Raw genomic sequence first — 19,411 nt, 5'->3', positions numbered from 1 at the left:
AAACCGGCTCTTTGGTATCCATTTTTCCATGTTTTTGCAATTCAATGGATACGAAACATGTGCCGGGACGATACTGGGAGGGAATAGTGGCAAACGAAGGACGGACCAATGACGATCTCCGCAGATCAGGCTGACTCGGCCCAGGCGCACCGGCCGGGCGGCAACGCCGTTACCGAAGCAGTTCGAAAATTTGGCATCACGGTTGAGGACTACATGCTGCCGGCCCGGCATCAGATCCAGATGGTGGACCCGGATGGCCGGCTCCTCAAGGAGAGTGAACAGGGAACCCAGCCCGGGCATGAATACCCGCTGCCGGGCGACGACGAGCTGACGGCTGCTTACGAGCAACTTGTGATCGGGCGCCGCGTCAACGACCAGAACTCCGCGCTTGTCCGTCAGGGCCGCATGGCCGTCTACCCTTCCAGCCACGGCCAGGAGGCCTGCCAGGTAGCGGCGGCGCTTTGCCTCTCCGGCGGTGACTGGATGTTTCCCACCTACCGCGACGCCGTAGCCGTGATGGCCCGCGGTGTGGATCCCGTCCAGGCCATGACGATCTTCCGCGGTGACTGGCATGGTGGCTATAATCCCGCCGAGCACAAGGTGGGCATCCAGTGCACCCCGCTCACCACCCAGCTGCTGCATGCCGTCGGCGTCGCCCATGCGGCAATGCTCCGCGGCGAGGACACCGTGGTTCTGGCCATGTGCGGCGACGGCGCCACCAGCGAAGGTGACTTCCACGAGGCCCTGAACTTCGCTGCCGTGTTCCACCTGCCCGTGGTCTTCTTCGTCCAGAACAACAAATACGCGATCTCGGTTCCGTTGTCCCATCAGTCCGTGGCGCCGTCCCTGGCCCACAAGGCTGTTGGATATGGCATGGCCGGCGAACGCGTTGATGGCAACGACCTGGTGGCCCTGCTCGCGGTCCTCGACCGTGCAGTGAAGCTGGCCCGCGAAGGCTCAGGTCCCCTCCTGGTGGAGGCCAACACCTACCGCATGCAGGCCCACACCAACGCAGATGACGCCACCCGGTACCGGCAGGACAGCGAAGTGGCCGAGTGGGTTGCCAAAGACCCTCTGACCCGGATGAAGACGTACCTGACTGGCCGTGGCCTGCTCAACGAAGGAATCGAAGCCCGGATTAGCGAGAAAGCGGAAGCCGTCGCCACGCAGCTGCGCGACGGCCTGGGCCAAGACGTCCCTGTCGACCCGCAGGACCTGTTCCGCCACGTGTTCTCTTCCCCTACGCCGCAGCTGAAGGAACAGTCAGCCATGCTTGCCGACGAACTTGCCCGTGAAACATCAACCGAGGAGAGCGCCCAGTGAGCCCGACCGTCACCACCTCCTCCGAGGCAAACGGCAACGTCAGCGCCGCGACCGCCAGGGCGGCAGCTTCGGCAGCCGCAACGGCCGAGGCTGCCGGCCCCCAGCCGGCGACCATGGCCAAGGCGCTGAACACGGCGCTCGCCGATGCCATGCATGCCGATCCGTCCGTGCTGATGTTCGGCGAAGACGTCGGGATGCTGGGCGGCGTTTTCCGGATCACTGACGGATTAACCAAGACCTTCGGCGAGCAGCGCTGCTTCGACACCCCACTGGCTGAGTCCGGCATCGTGGGCATGGCCGTGGGCATGGCAATGAACGGAATGCGCCCCGTCATCGAAATGCAGTTCGACGCGTTCGCCTACCCGGCCTTCGAACAGATCGTCAGCCACGTGGCGAAGATGCACAACCGGACCAAGGGCGCCATCAAACTCCCAATGGTCATCCGGGTTCCCTACGCCGGTGGAATCGGGGGAGTCGAGCACCACTGTGACTCGTCGGAGTCGTACTACGCCCACACGGCCGGCCTCAAGGTGTTTACGCCAGCCACCGTTTCCGACGCTTACCGGATGCTCCGCGAAGCAATCGACTCGGACGACCCTGTGATGTTCATGGAGCCCAAGAAGCTGTACTGGTCCAAGGACCTTGTCGATTTCGAGGACCTGCGTGCGCAGCACACCGCCAATGCGGAGGCCGGAAAGACATCTGAGGGGACTGCTGCCGTCGCACGTTCCGGAACTGACGCGACCCTGATCGCGTATGGACCATCGGTGCCTACCGCCCTGGCTGCCGCTGACGCCGCCGCGGAGGAGGGCCGCTCGCTCGAAGTCATCGACGTCCGCACGATCGTGCCGTTCGACGACGAGACCGTGTGCGAGTCCGTACGGAAGACCGGCCGGGCCGTGGTGATCGCGGAGGCACATGGGTTCGCGTCCGTTTCGTCCGAGATCGTGGCGCGCGTCCATGAACGCTGCTTCCACTATCTGGCCGCGCCGATCCGCCGCGTCACCGGGTTCGATGTACCGTACCCGGCACCGAAGCTCGAGCACTATTACCTCCCCGGCGTGGACCGCATCCTCGACGCCGTTGACGACCTCCAGTGGGAAGACTGACCATGAGCGAAACGAAAGTATTCCTTCTCCCCGACCTGGGCGAAGGCCTGACCGAAGCGGAACTGGTGAACTGGCTGGTATCCGTCGGCGACGAGATCCGGGTGGACCAGCCCATCGCCGAGGTTGAGACCGCCAAATCCATGGTGGAGGTCCCGTCCCCCTACGCCGGCACCGTTGCGGAGCTGCACGGCAAGCCCGGCGAGACGCTGGACGTGGGGAAGCCGCTGATTTCCGTCGCGCCCACCGGCACCCCGGCCGCCGCGCGTGACGACACGGCGGCTGCGGCCTCCGAGCCGGCGGCGGAGGCCGCAGCGAACGCGTACCGCGAAGAGGAGAAGGCCGGGTCCGGCAACGTCCTCATTGGCTACGGCACCCCGGGCGGCCACGGAGCAACCCGCCGCACCCGGGCGCCAAAGCGCGCAGCGACTGCCGTCCCTTCGTCGGAGATTTCTGTTGCCGCGACCGACCCCGCCGAGGCACCGGAGCTCACGCTGCTCCGGACCCGCGTGCCCGGGAAGATCGGTGCTGTCATCTCACCGCTGGTCCGGCGCATGGCCCGGGAACACGGCGTGGACCTGGGCTCCGTGAACGGTTCCGGCGAAAGCGGACTGATCATGCGCCGCGACGTGGAGGCAGCCATCCATGCCCCGGCCGGGGAGCCTGCTGAAACTCTGCCTGCCGAATCCTCCACGGCCCCGGCGGCTGAGCCCGCCAGAACCACGCAGGCTTCGGAGGGTACCGACGCGCGGACCGGGCTGGGCATCTCGTCCCGCACGCCGGTCAAGGGCGTCCGCAAGGCCGTTGCCGTGACCATGGCGCGCAGCCGCTCCGAAATCCCCGAGGCGACCGTCTGGGTGGACGTGGATGCCACCGCGCTCCTCGAGTTGCGCGAAGGGCTCAAAGCGGGCGGCGCCCAGCCGCCCGGGTTGCTCGCCTTCATCGCACGATTTGTCACAGCCGGGCTAAAAAAATATCCGGAGCTGAACACCCGGATCGAAACCGCGTCCGACGGGTCCCAGGAGATCATCGGTTTTGACGGGATCAACCTGGGCATCGCCGCCCAGACCGACCGCGGCCTGGTGGTGCCCTCCGTCCGTGCCGCGGAGAAACTGACCGCGCGCGAACTGGACGCTGAGATCCGCCGGCTCACCGACGTCGCACGCGAGGGCAAGGCGACCCCCACCGAACTGGGCAGCGGCACGTTCACACTCAACAACTACGGCGTGTTCGGCGTGGACGGCTCCGCGGCGATCATCAACCACCCGGAGGTGGCAATCCTCGGCGTCGGCCGGATCATCGACAAACCCTGGGTGGTCAACGGTGAGCTGGCAGTCCGCAAGGTTACCGAGCTGACACTCACCTTCGACCATCGCGTCTGCGACGGCGGCACGGCGGCGGGCTTCCTGCGGTTCGTTGCGGACGCTATTGAGAACCCACAGGGGCTGCTGGCGGATCTCTGAGACCGCAGGGCCGTAGCCCATTACGGCGTGCCTTCACGTTCCCGGCCATCGGTCGTAAGCAAAGGAGATGAAAGTTTCGCTGCCTCTTGGGGAAGGTGACGGGGTCCTGGACTGTCCGCATCAGTTCGTCGGCGTTTGCCCTGAATGTTCGCGCGACGAGGCGCGTCCGGAACCCGAGCCGCGCGTGGGGACGTCCATGAAACCCTGAGGCTGACGCCGCATGCCCGATGACATATCTGCCTGACGGCACTGTAGAACAGGTATCTTTTGCTGGCACGTGGTTTGGGCTGGTCCGACGCATGAGTGCACTGTCAATGCCGGACCTCTGGCCGTGGTTCCTGGAAAGGGCAGCGGACGCTCAGGTTTTCCCCACTCCGCCAAAGCCCCGTGAAGGGTTTGCCTAGGTTATCCACATAAGCGCCTGTTTTTGCTTTTTTGGCGGCGCCGCCGTGCTCCCATGGAAGAAACCACCGTAAACGTCCGCCTCGCGGCGGCTTCCATGGGAGATCTTTTTGGGGAAACATCTGGCACGGGCAGCTGCACGGCGCAAGGCACAGCAGCGGCGCAGCTTCATCCGGTTAACCGTCAGTGCGGGAACAGCCGTCGTGGCCCTCTCGGCCCTCGCGCTGACAGCCAACGGAGCAGTGGCCACCCCCCAGGCTGTACCGTTCGCCGGCACTGCCGTGGACGGAGGCGCTACAGAGGTCACCGAGAGGATTCCAGCGGCGGCTGTTGCGGCGCCGTCGTCCGCCGCGCTGGCCTACACCCGTACCTCGGTGCGAACCGTGGCGAAGCCGAAGCCCAAAAAGCTGAGCGCCGCTTCGGCCGCCCCGGCCCGTCCTGCCGACGGAACCCTGGTGGCACCGTTGGCGGTCCTCAACCCCAGTTCTCCCTTTGGGCCGCGGACCAGCCCCATCACCGGCGCGCGTGGCGAGTTCCACTGGGGCGAGGACTTCGCCGCCGCCTGCGGCACCGGCGTCCACGCCGCAGATGCGGGAGTGGTCCGGGCCGCCGGCTGGGCGAAGGGCGGCGGCGGAAACCACGTGGAAGTGGACCACGGCAACGGCCTGGTCACCACCTACAACCACCTGGAAAGCATCGGCGTCCGGCCTGGCCAAACAGTAAAGCCCGGCGAGCTTATCGCCAAGGTGGGCACCACCGGCGCCTCCACCGGCTGCCACCTGCACTTCGAAACCATCCGCAACGGCACGCACGCGGATCCTGCGGCCTGGAAGCTGCTGCCCCTCCCGGCTGCGGCGGCCACTGCGCGGTAGCGGCCCGGCGCCGCGTCCCGGCAACTCCATGCCCCGGTGGGTAGAATCGACGCCAAGACGAACGCACACTGCTTTGCCGGAGGTACGGAGAAACAATGTCAGAATGGCTCGAAGTCGGCGCGGACAACTATGTGCTGGTCACTGAAGGATCGCAGCTGAACACCGGACTCGTCGTCGGATCCGAGCGGGCCATGGTCATCGATACCGGCTGCGGGCCGCGCCAGGGCAGGCAGATCCTGGACGCAGTGCGGGAAAAGACCCAGCTGCCCCTCGTCGTCGTCAACACCCACGCGCACTACGACCACTTCTTCGGCAACGCCGTGTTCGCAGAAGCCGGCGTCACCGAATTCTGGGCACACCAGAACTGCGCCGCCGAAATCGATGAGCACGGTGACCTGCAGCGCCGCTTCGTCGGTACTCTGGAACCCGAGATGGCCACCGGCGAAGGCGCCAACGTGGAACTCGTGGTCCCCAACGTCATCGTCAAGGACCAGCCCGTGCTGGTGGACTTGGGAGGGCTCACCGCCACCCTCTTCTACCTGGGCCGCGGCCACACAGACGGCGACCTCCTGGTCGGCACCCCCACCACCCTCTACGTGGGGGACCTGGTGGAGCAGGGCGCCCACCCCTCCTTCGAAGATTCTTTCCCCGAGGACTGGGCGGACGCGCTCCGGCACATCTCCGCCCTCCGCCACCGCTACGAGTTCCTCATCCCCGGCCACGGCCAGCCCTGCAGCGACCAATTCGTCAAGACCATGGCCAACACCATGAGCACCGCCGTCCGGCAGGCCAAGCAGTCCATCCGGGACACCCCGTCGGACGCCACCAAGGCCATCCCGGTGCTGCCGTACGGCCCCGAGCAGTCCCGCTGGTTCATCAAGCGGCTGCAGGAAACCCGCCGGGAGCACTAGGGCTAGTCGCACGGGCGCTATTTTGGCTCACGAATGGGTGGCCCGCACGCGTCTGACAACGGCATTCATGCCAAAAACCCCTAGACTTACAGTCGAAAGCAGTGTTGCAGAACCTTTGCCGAACGTCCGGGGGACAGACATGCCTGATCCGGCGGATCACAACGCACGCGCCCATGCAGACGATGCAGGGCACCAGCCGCTGCGCCGACGCCGCGACCTTCGTCGCGCCGAGGGCGCCTTGGCCGATGCCCGGACAGGAACCATGCCAGCCGTACCCCCACCCCCTTCCAAGGCGCCCGACGCCGGCAACCGCAACCTGCGGCGATCCTCCTGGGCGGAGGTTGCAGCCGCGGCGGACGCCGACCCCGGCGCTTCCGTCACGGACGCGCCTTCCACCAGCGCCGCGCACGACGCCGGTGCCCACTACTCCAGCGCCCCCACCACCGGTGCGGCAGAGACGGTGGGGGAGCCGCCGTCGTCGGCCGCCGCTCCCGAAGCCCCGTCCTTCCGCCGCAGCCGCCCCACCGTGGCGGACACCATCGCCGGAAGCCCCATGCCGGACTTCATCAGCTCGCCCGGCCTGTTCGTCAAGGAGCAGAAGCCCCGGCCCGTGGGCGGAGTCCGCGGCGCGCTCTATACCCTGACCGGCGGCGCCGTGAACCTCGGCCCGGGCGCCCGGCAGCGCGAGGAAGAGGAACTCGAGCAGCGCATCTCGCGCCAGCTGCAGGGCCACTACAACACCGCGATCCTCAGCCTCAAGGGCGGAATCGGCAAGACCTCCACCACCGTGGGCGTCGGCCTGACCCTGGCCCAGTACCGCGGCGACGCGCCCTGCGCCATCGACGCGAACCCTGACTCCGGGGACTTGGTGGAGCGCGCGCTCGGCGAGGGAATCTACCAGCAGTCCGCGCCCCGGACCATCAGCGACCTGCTGGAAAACATCGAGTCCGTGGACTCGCTCACCGCCCTGGCCCGGTACATGCACCACGCCGGCCGGCTGCACCTGATCGCCGGCGAGCAGGACCCCGAGGTGTCCGATTCGCTCACCGCCGAGGAATACCTGCGGATCCGCCAGCTGATCTCCTCCTACTACACGGTGGCGCTCACCGACTGCGGCACCGGCGTCACGCACAATGCGATGCGCGGGATCCTGCAGTCGGCCGACAACCTGGTCATCGCCGCCGGGTACGCCGTCAGCGGCGCCAAGCGCGCCCGCAGCACCCTGCACTGGCTGGCCAGCCACGGCTACGAGGACCTGGCCCGCAACGCCGTCGTGGTGATCACGGACAAGGACGCCGTCTCTTCCCGCGTGGACAAGGACGCCATCGAGGACCACCTTGCGGGGATATGCCGCCAACTGATCGCCGTTCCCCACGACCGCGGAGTGGCCGACGGCGACCTGGTCACCCTGGACGCGCTCCGCCCCGAAACGCGGCGGGCATACAAGGAGATCGCGGCGGCCATTGTGGACGGCTACCGGTAGGGGTTACAGCCCTCGAGCAGGCCCTGCCAATAGAGTGGACCGCGCTATGTTCAGGAGCTCTGTGCGGCTGCCCCTGAGGCGAAAAACGGCCGAAAGAAGTAGATTGATGTAGCCGTGCCCGACCCAGGTTGAGTCATCTGCCAGTGTTGCCCCGATCGACTTCGGATCCAGCGAGATGAACGTGAGCTCGCTCGATTCCCAGCCATCGGGCGCAGCGCCTAGCTTTCGCGCGCTGTGAATCTCGGCATTTGTCCATTTAGTCTGGCTGAGATTCACGTGGCCTAACAACGCCCACTCATAACGGGTTACATCGCAAATCAAACTGTGGAAGGTTATCCTTTGCCGGATGTCCGGTTCCTCGCCCAGATCAATTCCGAGTTCCTCTTCGACACCGCGAATCGCAGTCAGGTACGGGTCCGGAAGGTCGGTCTTAGGATTAATGTCTGCAAGCGCCATTCCCTCATTAACCGAGACATGGCGCAGGTTCTTCGCACTGCTCGCTTTGCCGCTTCGTTGGGTTAGTACCAAGTGGTCGTCTGCTGTCTCTAGCGTGAGATTGATGCCGAAAGAATTGGATAGGCCAGGGAGAACATCCCACAGATCTTCGGCCGTGAGATCCCGGCCAGCATCATCAAGGCTCTTGTAGCGCTTTTCCCAAGCGTCAGCGATGGTTTGAAATGACGCGTAGTCCGTCACGGCGTAGCCGAGGTCAAGGGTGGCTGCCTCATGGTTGCCTGCCCGGCTGACCCTGATTCTCCTCAGAGCGATCTTCTCCGCATTCCAGGCTTCGGGGGCTGCTTCCAGCGCCGCCCGCTTTTCCAGAATGGCTGCCTCGAGGTCCGCTGGTGACGCCGGGAGCAGGGGTTCGCGAAGGCTTCGAATAAGACTCGGCGCTGGCTGGTCTGGAAGCCTGCTCGCGGTCAGGTGACCTTCGGAAAATCCGCGTGGGGCAAATTGCCGTATGTAGATCTGGTGCTTGGCGGCACCAACTGCAAACGTTTCAGAAAGGCCTATGAGCTTGGCATCCTGAGCAGTTCTACGTCTGCGAAGCACCTTGCCACCCGTAACATTCCAAACCGGGTAAATAACCCGACCAGTGATATTAAGGAATTTCTCGGCGAGGATTCCTGCGACGGCACCACCGATAGTGGTTGATGCGTAGGACAGCGTTTCTGAAAACCAATGAGGCATAGCGTCAGCTTATGCGAATTGCGTTGGCACTTCGGTGGGTGGTCAAGGCGACACGGCGCAATTTGGCCTGCGTACGCGGTGGAACGCGATCCTCCTTCGTGATGCCATTATCCGAAACGCGAAACGACAGTTGCCATGCTGCCGCGCCGACGCGTGGTCGTCACATTCTATTCTGACCCACCTCTAAGCAGGCCGGGAGGTCCGGCGCGTCCTGATCACAGCAGTGGTGGGTGAGCAGGCCGCCGTCGTACTTCCCATTCCCGAATGTGGCGGATTCTTCCTGACCGGCGCTGACCAACTGCATCACTTCGCTGCACTGGGCGTGGGCGGCAGTCATTTTCAGCAGCTGTGGTTTCTCCACGGGGTGGCAGAGCCCTGTTGACAGGACGGCGCCGCCTCGGCGGCCGGTGGCGCAGTTGCGGCGGGTGCACGAAGCCGGTCCGCAGCCCACAGAGCGAACGGGCGCTCGCAACAACCGTCTGTCGTGGCTTCGGGCTGGTCCGCGCTCCCGCAGTTCCCATTTGTTAACAGTCACCTGTGCCAGCGTGTCGGGCCTGCTGTGTTTCAGGTCACGCCTTGGTTACCTTTGCGGCCTGGCACATTCTTGAGGAATTCAGTGGGCGGTTCTTCGGCGGGTCCTGAGGCTACGGGTTTACTTTGAGCCTAAGAACCCGGGTGCGGAGGGAGCGGAGCAATGAGTATCACCGAATACGTTGTGGCCCTTGGCGGAATGCTGGCCTCTATTGGGGTGGTCGGATGTGCTGCTGCGAGCGTGATCCGCTGGAAAGCCCGGCACTGACAGGTTTCAACTGGCCCTTAAAGTTCCGCCGGTCCAGACCGCATCGGACCCTTGCTTGGTCGGCGGGCCCTTGCCGATAATGAAAGACCTATTGACTTTCGATAGGTTTTGATCGAAACTCAATCCATGAACATGACTCGCTTGGCTGTGCCGGCATTGCGGATCGTGCTGGTGGTGGCGTTCCTGCTGCTGCTCGTGTTCCAGGCCATGTCCCTGCCCGGCCAGTTCGCCCACATGGCCCAGGAGAACCCGGACAAGGCGTCCCTGCAGTGGCCGCTGACTATCTTTGCGGTGCTGGAGGTGGCCTGCGTGCAGATGGTCATCATCAGTACCTGGAAGCTGCTCACCCTGGTCCGGCACGATCGCATCTTCACCGCGGCCGCCATGGTGTGGGTCAACGCGATCGTATGGGCCATCGCTGCCGCCTGGCTGATGCTCGCAGGGGTGAGTGCCGCCGTCGTACTCAATGCAGACGACCCGGGCCTTCCCATGCTGCTGATCCTTCTGCTGGTGGCCGGTGCCGCGCTGGGCCTGGTGGTAGTGGTGCTCCGCGCGCTGCTGCGCCAGGCCACGGAACTGCGCGCGGATATGGAAGCGGTGATCTGATGCCCATTGTGGTCCGGATCGACGTGCAGCTGGCGCGGCAAAAGATGAGCGTGGGGGAGTTCGCCGAGCGGGTAGGCCTGACGCCGGCCAACGTGGCAGTGCTGAAAAACGGGCGCGCCAAGGCGGTCCGGTTCAGCACGCTTGAGGCCATCTGCCGGGTGCTGGACTGCCAGCCCGGCGACCTGCTGGAGTTTGTGGAGGAGTAGGCCCGCCGTCAGTCGGACGCGTCAGGCGCAGCCGGTGCAGCAGCGGGCGGTGGCTTCAGCTCCTGAGGCTGCTGGCCGTCACCTCGAATTCCTCAACGGCAACGATCTCCCGCTTCTCCGCCGCGCTCACTTCGTTCCTGATCCTGTTTGCGGCCTCGCGGGCTGGCGGCGATAGTTTCCTCGCTGTCCCAGAGGGTGATGGAAAGATCCTTGCCGTCTTTACTGCTCAGGTAATAGATGCCTTGGCAGCCGGGGATTGCCAGGACCGTCTGGACGGTCTCGTCAGGGACCGAATCCGAGACAGTCTCAGGCCCTGTTTTGTATGTGCTGACTCGTGCGAACATTGCAGTTCCGCCCCTTTGAATGCCTGGGATGGGCGGCCCCACTGGCAGGGCCGGTTTCTGAACCCAGCCCATAAGGCGAACTTTACGCCCGTGCCAGGGCTGCGGCTACGGCTTCCTGCAACCCTCGCAGCAGGCCTCTTCAGCCGCTGCGGCTGGGCCATCAGGCACAGCCGGAACGGTGCAGCAGGTGTCGCCGCGCCAGGCGTTGATGCCCTCGCGGACGGCGATCGCGGCGATGGCCAGGGCGGCCACGGAGTCGGCCCACCACCAGCCCAGTGAGCTGTTCAGGAGCAGGCCAATCAGCAGCACGGCTGAAAGGTATGTGCACAGCAGGGTTTGCCTGGAATCCGCCACGGCCGTCAGCGAACCGAGTTCCTGGCCCGCCCGCCGCTGCAGCCAGGACAGCAGCGGCATGATTGCCAGGCTGAGTGCGGCGATGACCAGGCCAGGCGTGGAATGTTCCGCCCGGTCGCCGCCGATGAGGGCGCCCGCGGCATCAAACGCCACGAACGCCGCCAGGGCAAAGAACGAGACGGCAATGATCCGCAGTGTGAGGTGTTCGCGTCGTTCCGGATCCTTGGCGGCGAACTGCCAGGAAAGCGCGACGGCGGACGCCACCTCGATCAGCGAGTCCAGTCCAAACCCAAGCAGCGCGGCGGAATCCGCCTCGCTGCCCGCCCACAGTGCCACCGCCGCCTCGACCAGGTTGTACGAAATGGTGAGCGCCGCGAAAAGGCGGATTCGGCGCGTGAGGAGGGTCCGCCGTCGTACGTCCAGGGTGATGCTCATGCGCGGCACGCCCCGTCCGGAGCGCAACAGGCCGGATCCACGGCGAGCACGACGCCGATCAGGTCACGGATGGCGTGGCCCAACCGGCCGTCGGCCAGCTCGTAGCGCGTGCGCCGGCCGTCCGGAACCGCCACCACCAGCCCGCAGCCGCGCAGGCAGGTGAGGTGGTTGGACATGCTCTGCCGCGAGACCCCCAGGTCCTCGGCGAGGTCCGAGGGGTACGCGGCAGAATCGGCCAGTGCCAGCAGGATCCGCGCCCGGGTGGGATCCGAGACGGCATAGCCGAACCGGGCCAGTACCGGCGCGTGGGTCAAAGTCTCCATATTTTCAGAGTACAGCTTGCGATGTACTGATGGTGACCCTTAAACCCAAAAGTGCAGCCACCCGTATCTTCAGGTACAGCTGCACTTCGGAGGTTTTCAAGCACGGCCCTGCGGCCAAAATGGTGGGGCTTCCCTGGGCCCGAAGGTGGGCGCGGCGGGAGCCGGATCGTCTATGCGGCGAGCGGCGCGGCTGCCTGCGCGGTGGCGCGGCGTGGAGCCAGGACGCTGATGGAACACGGTGCCTGTCCGGGATCGATTTTGACCGGCAGGTGGTGGGTCTCGCAGGACGCCTGGAGCATTTCCAGAGCCGCCGCATCCACGCGGGCGTGGGAGACATCCAGTTCCAGATCGAGGCCGTTCCTGAGGGAGTTTGCCCTCTTGGCCACTACATAGAGTGCGTTGACGCTGTGGACGGTGACATGCCCCATTGCAATCACCTGTGCCTTGGCGTGGTCCAGATCCACCCGGACCACAATGTTGAGCTTCGAATTCATTCCGGAAATACCTTCCCTGCATTGGCTGCGACGCTGCAGCTTCTTGCTTTGGCCGGTTGCATCAGCCTCAATCAGAGTAGGGAGCAAATGTGACCTGCGCAACATCCGGGCGTTTATTACATTGGATGGCGATATCCGGGGGTATGGCCGCAAGGACCGTCGGACGCACAATGGGGGGACTACACGGGGACGGGGCGGCCGGATGCAGCAGGATCCAATCGACGTACTGATAGTAGGGGCCGGGCCTACGGGTCTGACCCTTGCCCTGCAGCTGGCCTGCCTCGGGGTGCGGATCCGGGTCGTCGACCGGAGCGCTGACCGGGTCCGCGAATCGCGCGCGCTCGCCCTCCAGCCGCGCTCGCTGGAGGTTCTGGCCGGCCTGGGCGTGACGGACCGGCTCGTGTCCGCCGGCAACCGCACGGTACAGGTCCGGCTGCACCTCCGCGGCCGGGTCCTGTCCCTGCCGCTGTTCGACCTTGGCCTCGAGGACACCGAATACCCGTACCTGCTGTTCCTCTCCCAGGCGGAAACCGAGCGGATCCTCGAGGAACGGCTGGCCGGGCTCGGCATCACCGTGGAGCGCAGGGTGGAGCTGACGGACCTGACCCAGGACGCAGATTCCGTCACGGCCGTGCTGCGCCGCGCCGGCTCCGATGCTGACGCCCGGGTGGAGACGGTGCGCGCCGCCTACGCCGTGGGGTGCGACGGCGCCCGCAGCTCAGTCCGCCGCCTCGCAGGCATTCCGTTCCGGGGCAGCACCTACCCGCAGACTTTTCTCCTCGCGGACGCCGAAGCCGACGGGCTGCAGCGCGGCGCCGCCCACGCCTTCGTCTCCACGAACGGGATCCTGCTTTTCTTTCCGCTGGGCACCCCGGCTACCTGGCGCCTTCTGGCCATCAAGCGGACCATCAAGCGGACCATCAAGCGGACGACGGCGGCCCGGCCGCCGGGCGCTCCGGACGCCGCTTTGGCGGAGGTCCAGGAAGTCGTCAATGAATACACCGACGGCAGTGTGCGGCTGCACGACGCCGCCTGGATCACCGAATTCCGGATCCACCTGCGGGCCGCGGCCCGCTACCGGTCCGGCAGGCTCTTCCTGGCCGGCGACGCCGCGCACATCCACAGCCCGGCCGGCGCGCAGGGGATGAACACCGGCATCCAGGACGCGGTGAACCTCGGGTGGAAGCTGGCGCAGGCCCTCGCCGGCAGAGGCGAGCCGGCCCTGCTGGACACCTACCAGGCCGAACGCCGGCCCGTGGGCAAGGCCGTGCTCCGCCTGAGCAACCGGCCCTTCCGGATCGCAACGTCCCTCAATCCGCTGGTCCGGTTGGCCAGGTCGCGGATTGCTCCGGTGCTGGCGCCGCTGGCCGCCAAAGCAACATGGGGGCGCGCCCGTCTCTTCCGCACCATTTCCGAACTCGGGATCGGCTACCGACGCAGCCCCCTCTCTGCCAACGGACCCGGCCCGCGGGTTCCCCGGCGGCGCGGCGGACTGCAGGCGGGGGACCGGCTGCCGGACACGCCCGTCCTCTGTAACGGTGAAGCCACCACCCTGCACCGGGTTCTCGCCGGCCCCGCCTGGCACCTGCTGCACTGGCACCTGCCCGGCGGGAGCACAGCCCATTACCTGGTGCGCCCGGACGGGTATATCGGCTACTGCTACACGGGAGATCACGCAGAGGGCGCCGCGGGACTGGAGGAGTACCTCCGCCGCTGGGTGGGCTGACGACGGCGGCCGCGTCCCGCCGTCGTACGTTCACCCCACCGTTTCCGGAAGCCGCCCGGTGAGCACCGTAACAGCGGCGGCGGACCAGCGCTCACGCTCAGGTTCGTACGAGATGACCATCGACTCGTCCGAGTCCTTTGCCTCATCCATGGACAACAACAGCGCATCCTCCACGTGCCTGGCGTACTCAAGCCGGTCGGCGAGGCTGCCCTGGAGGTCGGCATCGTCGATGAGCGCGTGGCCCTTGCCGTCCACGATGACCTTCAACGAGTACCCCTGTTCCTCGTGCAGGGAACCCCGCGTGGACGTGATTTCGGTGATTCTGTCTGCCCGGACCAGCCCGTTGCCCAGCGTGCGGATCCATACATCACCCATGGAAAGACCTCCTTGTGGCTGGGGGCGCGGAACAGTGCCCCTAAGGCGAAATCTACTCCTCCGCGGCGCGTTTGTGACCCCCGGATTTTCCCTATCTGCGCCGTGCTGGGCGGTGCGACCCGGGCTCGGTGCCGACAGGCAGTCCCTGTGCACCGAAACCCGGCTTCGCGGCGCCGGCAGCCGTTATCCTCGAGACATGACTGAATCCGCCATCGAGGCCAGGCCCGGCCCGGCGCAGAAAGCCCTCTGGTGGCTGCAGGACTACCTGTACGCCGCGGGCTGGCAGGTGCGGGGGATGCTCTCGCGCGTGCAGCCGGGCTCTTTCCACCAGGGCCACCGAAGCCCCGTGGTGATCATCCCCGGCGTGTACGAAAACTGGCAGTTCATGCTCCCGCTCATCCACGCCATCCACGACGCCGGCCATCCCGTCCATGTGGTCACGGTGCTGCAGCGGAACAAGCTCCAGGTGCCGGTGGCGGCCCGCATGGTGGCCCAGCACCTGGAGGAGGCCGGGCTGCGGGACGCCATGATCGTGGCCCACAGCAAGGGCGGGCTGATCGGCAAGTACGCCATGCTGAACCTGGATCCTGAGCAGCGGATCAGCCGCATGGTCACGGTGTGCACGCCCTTTTCGGGCTCACGCTATGCGCGGTACATGCTGCTGCCCAGCCTGCGGATTTTCTCGCCGCGCAGCGCACTGACGCGGGAACTGGCCCGGGAAGAATCGGTCAACAGCCGGATCACCTCGCTGTACGGGCCGTTCGATCCGCACATTCCCGAAGGCAGCGTCCTGCCGGGGGCCACCAACGTCGAACTGCCCGTGGCCGGACACTTCCGGATTCTGGGAGACCCTGGGACTGCCCGGATCATCGTGGAGCAGCTGAACCTGCCGGAATAGTCCGCCCGGCGTTTAGCTGCACGTTACCGTTCGCGTGAGCGGGGTGGAGCTGCGCCAGGTGTTGTTGGAGTTGGCCGGCGTATAGAGCCCGCGGACCGTGTACGTGAAATCCACCGTCTTTGCGCCCTGGACCACGGTGAGCTGGTGCTGCTTGATCTCTGTGATGCCCTGGATGGCAGTCAGCGTGTCGGTTCCGCTGGTAATGATGACGTCCAGGTTGTTCGCGTAGGGCACAGCTTCCTTCACGTTGACCGTCAGCGTGAAGCTTTTCTTGTTCACACAGGTGGGCGTCACGCTGACGGCGGTTGGCGAGCCGATCGTCGCCGTGCCCACGGATGCTGATGCCAGCGCCTGCCCCGTAAACGCCGCGTGGGCTGAGGGAGTGGCTGCGAATCCGAGGAGCATGCATGCTGCAACAGCCGCCCACCGGGCGGGATGTCCGGGACCGGCCGGACGTCCGGGACTGCCCGGGCGGCCGGCTGGTACCCCCGCCCTAGCCACCAGCCCCGCCGTATGCGTCCTCCGGATCGCGGCGCCAAATCGAGCGCAGAACTCCCAGTACCAGCACCGCCGGGGCGCCATACATCAGGGTATTCAGCACCAGCGGCTCCCGCAGCGCGTGGATGACATGGCCCGCCCATGGAATCGTGAACGCGTACTTGTGCACGGTCGCGCCCTGGAGCACGGCTGTCCAGGGATCCACGGAGGTGTTGGCATCACCCTTGGTGCGTACCGTCGTCGTACCTCCCGCAGTGGTGGAGACCCGCGTGACGCGGTGCGTCACCACCCTCTTGTCCTCCACAGGAATCCGGTAGGTGATGATGTCTCCCACGCCGATGTTGCGGACCGGTGTGGGTACAGTGACCACCACGTCGCCGGCGTTGATGAGGGGCGACATGGACCCTGTCAGCATGGTGGCTGTCTGGTAACCCAGTACGCGCGGACCCACAGTGAGGAAGAGGAATGCCCCGATCGCGAGGACAAGGATCCCCGTGGCCAGCAGGCCGCCGGTCTTCGGGCCGGCCGGGGCAGCGGTGGCCCGGTTGATAGTGGGTGGCCTGCGGTTGGCAACTTCAGTTGGAGTGCTCATCGGTGCGGCCACCCGGTTAGCTGACGGTGCCGGTGGGCTGGGTGGCGCTGAAGGTGAAGTTGACCGTGGCGCCGAGGCCCTGGAAGGCGTTGCCGGCGTCCACGGGGAGCGTGGTGGTGATCTTCAGGAAGGACACGCCCTTGGAGATCTTGGCCGGGAGCCCCCCGAGGTCCCTGTTGGCGCCGATGATGGCGGCGTTCGCAATGGTGGTGGCGACGCGTGACCCGCCGCAGGCGTCCGGGCCGTCGGAGACAGTGGTCCAGGCCTGGCTGCAGGATTCAACGGTGAGCTTGAGCCCGTTGGCGTCGGTGGTGAGGAGGTTGCCGGCAGCAGCTGGCGGGAGGGCGGTGGTGAGCGTGATGGCCGCGAGGTCCGATGTGCCGTCGTTCGTAAGAGTGACGAAGCGCTCCATGGAATCGCCGGGAAGCATTCCCGCCGCGGCCGTAATCGAGACAGGTTCCGTTGAGCCGAGGGTGAGGCTGACCGTGTCCGCCGTGACTTCCTGGCTTGCGCTGGTGCTGCCCGTAAACGCACCGAAGGTTCCCATCCCCGCGACCGCCGCAGCGGTGCCGACCAGCGCGACGGAAGCAAGGATCTTGCCTGACGTGGATTTCATGCTGATGCCCAAGAGGAGTACCTTTCGACGGGCGCACCCCCATAGGGTGGCCATTGAATAGTGGGTTCTGGGCGCGCTCATGGCGTCCCCGGAGCTACTATCCCGGGGCTCCCTCAAATTACATGGCTGGATTTCATCAAGATTCACTCAATATTGCGGAGGTTTCCGCAGGTCAGATGCCAGTTGCAGGCGAAACGGGGACGCTGCCCTTAGTGGATCAGCGCCTTGCCGGGTCCCGCCGTCGTGCGGCAAAAGCGAACAGCGACGTGGTGGCCACAGCGCCCAGGTACCCGGCGATGACGATCAGCGCGATTCCCGCCCAGAAGTAGTTGGTGCTGCTGGCCTGCGCTCCGCCGGGCGCGATCAGGGCCAGCGAATACACGGCAACTGCGGCGGAAACGAGTCCGATCAGCACCGGCAGGGTCAGCCAGATCCGGGCCGACCCCACGTGCCGGCCGAAGCCTTCCCACGCGTGCCACATGCCGCGGCGCAGGATCAGCCAGCCCGCCGGAATCATGAACGCGCCGACAATCAGGAACGCCGCCACCACGTCCGCCGGGCGATGCCACTGGTTGATGAGGGTGGACACGCCGGACGCGATCGCGAACGTGCCGCCGACGAACCCGGCCATGGGGCGCCAGCGCGGGGATGCCATCAGGAACACTGCCGCCGCCGCCGACGCAGCCAGCGTGGTGTGCCCGGACGGCAGCGAATTCAGCTCCAGCGTGATCACGCCCTTGTCAGGCCGGGCCGGCAGCAGCGCCTTGAGCACCTGGGTGGCCACGTTCGCGCCGACGCAGGCGCTGATGGCGATGGCCGCTTCCGCCCAGTGCCGGCGGATCACGGTGACAAACAGGACCACCACCGCAGCCATCACCAGCGAGATGGTGGGCAGCAGGTCAAGGAACTTGGTGCTCGCCTTGCCGGCCGGGCCGTGGATTTCCACGGCTTCCACCAGCGCCGACTCGTCAATGAACTGGCCCGTGGTGGTCTGAACGAAGAAATGGTACGTGGCCACCAGTCCGGCAATGCAGGCCAGGGTGGCCAGGGCGAACAGCGCCGCCGAACCCGGAGCTGGGCGTGCCGCCTCCCGGACCTGTGCCAGCCGTGAAAAAGTCATCGGGTCAAGGGTGCCACAAAAAACCGGGAGCCTGCTTCAGTCATGGGACGCCGGGGCTGCGTCGAGGCGGGGGAGTGCCGCCGCTGCCACCAGCACGGCCAGCGCACCCAGCCCGAACGGCAGCACCGTCAGCGTGGCCACCCCGCCCACTAGGAGCGGCCCGCCGGCGTCGCCCAGTTCACGGCCCAGCTCCGCGGAGCCCATGGTCCGGCCCATCCGTTCCGGCGGCGTGGTGTCCGCCAGGTGCGCGAAGGCCAGCGGGGTCGCCGCCCCGATGCCCGTACCTATCGCCGCAGCCGCAAGGAAAATGGTGGCCGGACCTGGGGCCGCCGCCACCAGGCCGACGCCCGCGGCAATGAGGAGGAGTCCCGCCGTCGTACCTTTATGGTCCGAAACCCGGTGGAGGTCCCGCATGCGCCCCATCCACGGCTGCGCCAGCACGGAGCCCAGCGCCACCACGCTCACCGCGGCAGTGCCAGCCACCGCGTCCATGCCGTGGCGCGTAGCCAGTGCCGGGAGGAAGCCGACGGCCGCGCCGAGGGCCGCCGTCGACGCCGCCAAGACCAGCGTGGGCACCAGGAACCGGCGTTCGCCCACCTGCCGTGCGAGGTCCATGACCGTGTACCGCCGGCGCGGAAGCGGCTCAAGGTGCGGAACTGCCAGCAGCACCCACACTGCGGTGACGGCCGCCAGCGCGGACAGCGCCCCGAACAGCAGCGCGAACCCGCCGGCGAAAATCAGCCCCGCACCCAGCAGCGGCCCAATGATGTAGCCCAGGCTCTTCCATGACCCGTAGCGCCCAAAGTAGGTGCCCGCCTGGCCACCGCGCGCCAGCCTCGCGACCATCGCGGACGACGACGGCGAGAAGGCCGACGCCGCCGCGCCCTGGCCCAGGCGGGCGAGGGCGAGCATGAAGGGATCCGCCGCCCACAGCCCGATCAGGGACAGTGCGGCGAAGCCCAGGAGGCCGCCCACGATCACCGGTTTGGGCCCGATCCGGTCACTCAACGCGCCGAAGACGGGCTTGAGGAACACCTCTGACACGTCGTAGAGCGCCAGCAGGATGCCCAGGTTCAGGAGCGTCAGGCCGATGTTGTCGCTCTGCGCGCCCAGGCCGGCCGCGATGCTGTGCGCGCCGAAGGCCGTGACAAACCCGGCGGCGTAGAGGGGTGCGGTGGCCAGCCGGGTCTGCGCGGGAAGAGCGTGTTCGGGAAGAGCCATGGGGCCGAGTTTAGTGAGCAGGCGGCGGAAATGCGCCACTTATGGCGGTCGTG

General features: G+C 66.3%; 20 protein-coding genes. 10 read left to right on the top strand and 10 right to left on the bottom strand.

Annotated features, from left to right (window positions below):
- The first annotated feature begins 108 nt into the window (after positions 1–108).
- The 6 genes from ACIQCM_RS05910 to ACIQCM_RS05885 all read left to right on the top strand — a co-directional run bounded on the left by ACIQCM_RS05910 (position 109) and on the right by ACIQCM_RS05885 (position 7,560).
- Positions 109–1,323 (top strand): thiamine pyrophosphate-dependent dehydrogenase E1 component subunit alpha, encoded by a 1,215-nt coding sequence (locus tag ACIQCM_RS05910; protein ID WP_400604698.1) that lies wholly within the window; start codon positions 109–111, stop codon positions 1,321–1,323.
- Positions 1,320–2,432 carry an alpha-ketoacid dehydrogenase subunit beta gene (locus ACIQCM_RS05905; RefSeq protein ID WP_400604696.1) on the top strand — a complete coding sequence of 371 codons (1,113 nt, stop codon included), beginning with the start codon at positions 1,320–1,322 and terminating at the stop codon, positions 2,430–2,432. Before ACIQCM_RS05910 ends, ACIQCM_RS05905 begins: the two co-directional genes overlap by 4 nt.
- 2 nt (positions 2,433–2,434) lie before the next feature.
- Complete coding sequence (locus ACIQCM_RS05900; protein ID WP_400604695.1) at positions 2,435–3,892, top strand: dihydrolipoamide acetyltransferase family protein; 1,458 nt, start codon at positions 2,435–2,437, stop codon at positions 3,890–3,892.
- A gap of 512 nt (positions 3,893–4,404) precedes the next feature.
- On the top strand, positions 4,405–5,166 hold the full coding sequence (locus ACIQCM_RS05895) for a M23 family metallopeptidase (RefSeq protein ID WP_400604693.1): 762 nt from the start codon (positions 4,405–4,407) through the stop codon (positions 5,164–5,166).
- Between the two features lie 95 nt (positions 5,167–5,261).
- A complete protein-coding gene (locus ACIQCM_RS05890) occupies positions 5,262–6,077 on the top strand; it encodes an MBL fold metallo-hydrolase (RefSeq protein WP_400604691.1) in 816 nt (271 codons plus the stop codon).
- 262 nt (positions 6,078–6,339) lie between these two features.
- A complete protein-coding gene (locus ACIQCM_RS05885; RefSeq protein ID WP_400604690.1) occupies positions 6,340–7,560 on the top strand; it encodes a MinD/ParA family protein in 1,221 nt (406 codons plus the stop codon).
- A gap of 3 nt (positions 7,561–7,563) precedes the next feature.
- Here the strand turns inward: ACIQCM_RS05885 and ACIQCM_RS05880 are convergent, their stop codons facing one another.
- Complete coding sequence (locus ACIQCM_RS05880; RefSeq protein WP_400604688.1) at positions 7,564–8,751, bottom strand: hypothetical protein; 1,188 nt, start codon at positions 8,749–8,751, stop codon at positions 7,564–7,566.
- 925 nt (positions 8,752–9,676) lie between these two features.
- On the opposite strand from ACIQCM_RS05880, the gene ACIQCM_RS05875 reads away from it, so the two are divergent.
- Together ACIQCM_RS05875 and ACIQCM_RS05870 are read left to right on the top strand one after the other, a co-directional pair.
- Positions 9,677–10,156, top strand: coding sequence for a DUF2975 domain-containing protein (locus ACIQCM_RS05875; RefSeq protein WP_400604686.1), 480 nt, complete (start codon positions 9,677–9,679; stop codon positions 10,154–10,156).
- Positions 10,156–10,362: a helix-turn-helix domain-containing protein gene (locus ACIQCM_RS05870; RefSeq protein ID WP_400604685.1), complete on the top strand. Its 207-nt coding sequence runs from the start codon at positions 10,156–10,158 to the stop codon at positions 10,360–10,362. Before ACIQCM_RS05875 ends, ACIQCM_RS05870 begins: the two co-directional genes overlap by 1 nt.
- Positions 10,363–10,811: 449 nt before the next feature.
- Here ACIQCM_RS05870 and ACIQCM_RS05865 read toward each other — a convergent pair whose 3' ends face one another.
- The 3 genes from ACIQCM_RS05865 to ACIQCM_RS05855 all read right to left on the bottom strand — a co-directional run bounded on the left by ACIQCM_RS05865 (position 10,812) and on the right by ACIQCM_RS05855 (position 12,312).
- Positions 10,812–11,495 carry a cation transporter gene (locus tag ACIQCM_RS05865; protein ID WP_400604683.1) on the bottom strand — a complete coding sequence of 228 codons (684 nt, stop codon included), beginning with the start codon at positions 11,493–11,495 and terminating at the stop codon, positions 10,812–10,814.
- Positions 11,492–11,818, bottom strand: a complete 327-nt coding sequence (locus ACIQCM_RS05860; RefSeq protein WP_400604681.1) for an ArsR/SmtB family transcription factor — start codon at positions 11,816–11,818, stop codon at positions 11,492–11,494. Before ACIQCM_RS05860 ends, ACIQCM_RS05865 begins: the two co-directional genes overlap by 4 nt.
- A 170-nt stretch (positions 11,819–11,988) precedes the next feature.
- On the bottom strand, positions 11,989–12,312 hold the full coding sequence (locus ACIQCM_RS05855) for a hypothetical protein (RefSeq protein ID WP_400604679.1): 324 nt from the start codon (positions 12,310–12,312) through the stop codon (positions 11,989–11,991).
- 202 nt (positions 12,313–12,514) lie between these two features.
- On the opposite strand from ACIQCM_RS05855, the gene ACIQCM_RS05850 reads away from it, so the two are divergent.
- Positions 12,515–14,038, top strand: a complete 1,524-nt coding sequence (locus ACIQCM_RS05850) for an FAD-dependent monooxygenase (RefSeq protein WP_400604677.1) — start codon at positions 12,515–12,517, stop codon at positions 14,036–14,038.
- A 30-nt stretch (positions 14,039–14,068) separates the two neighbouring features.
- On the opposite strand, the gene ACIQCM_RS05845 is transcribed toward ACIQCM_RS05850, so the two are convergent.
- The gene (locus tag ACIQCM_RS05845; RefSeq protein WP_400604676.1) at positions 14,069–14,413 is read right to left on the bottom strand and encodes a hypothetical protein; all 345 of its coding nucleotides are present in this window, start codon (positions 14,411–14,413) and stop codon (positions 14,069–14,071) included.
- A 196-nt stretch (positions 14,414–14,609) separates the two neighbouring features.
- On the opposite strand from ACIQCM_RS05845, the gene ACIQCM_RS05840 reads away from it, so the two are divergent.
- Positions 14,610–15,311, top strand: a complete 702-nt coding sequence (locus tag ACIQCM_RS05840) for an esterase/lipase family protein (RefSeq protein ID WP_400604674.1) — start codon at positions 14,610–14,612, stop codon at positions 15,309–15,311.
- A 12-nt stretch (positions 15,312–15,323) separates the two neighbouring features.
- Here ACIQCM_RS05840 and ACIQCM_RS05835 read toward each other — a convergent pair whose 3' ends face one another.
- The 5 genes from ACIQCM_RS05835 to ACIQCM_RS05815 form a co-directional block, all read right to left on the bottom strand.
- Complete coding sequence (locus ACIQCM_RS05835; RefSeq protein WP_400604673.1) at positions 15,324–15,716, bottom strand: hypothetical protein; 393 nt, start codon at positions 15,714–15,716, stop codon at positions 15,324–15,326.
- Positions 15,717–15,804: 88 nt separating this feature from the next.
- Positions 15,805–16,401, bottom strand: a complete 597-nt coding sequence (locus ACIQCM_RS05830; RefSeq protein WP_400604671.1) for a signal peptidase I — start codon at positions 16,399–16,401, stop codon at positions 15,805–15,807.
- Between the two features lie 16 nt (positions 16,402–16,417).
- Complete coding sequence (locus tag ACIQCM_RS05825; RefSeq protein WP_400604669.1) at positions 16,418–17,017, bottom strand: TasA family protein; 600 nt, start codon at positions 17,015–17,017, stop codon at positions 16,418–16,420.
- A gap of 217 nt (positions 17,018–17,234) precedes the next feature.
- Positions 17,235–18,137 (bottom strand): phosphatase PAP2 family protein, encoded by a 903-nt coding sequence (locus tag ACIQCM_RS05820; RefSeq protein ID WP_400604667.1) that lies wholly within the window; start codon positions 18,135–18,137, stop codon positions 17,235–17,237.
- Positions 18,138–18,173: 36 nt separating this feature from the next.
- A complete protein-coding gene (locus ACIQCM_RS05815) occupies positions 18,174–19,358 on the bottom strand; it encodes an MFS transporter (protein WP_400604665.1) in 1,185 nt (394 codons plus the stop codon).
- Positions 19,359–19,411 lie beyond the last annotated feature (53 nt).

The sequence above is a fragment of the Pseudarthrobacter sp. NPDC092439 genome, assembly GCF_044754945.1.
Classification (GTDB): Bacteria; Actinomycetota; Actinomycetes; order Actinomycetales; family Micrococcaceae; genus Arthrobacter.
This window is presented reverse-complemented; position numbering and strand designations above follow the sequence as displayed.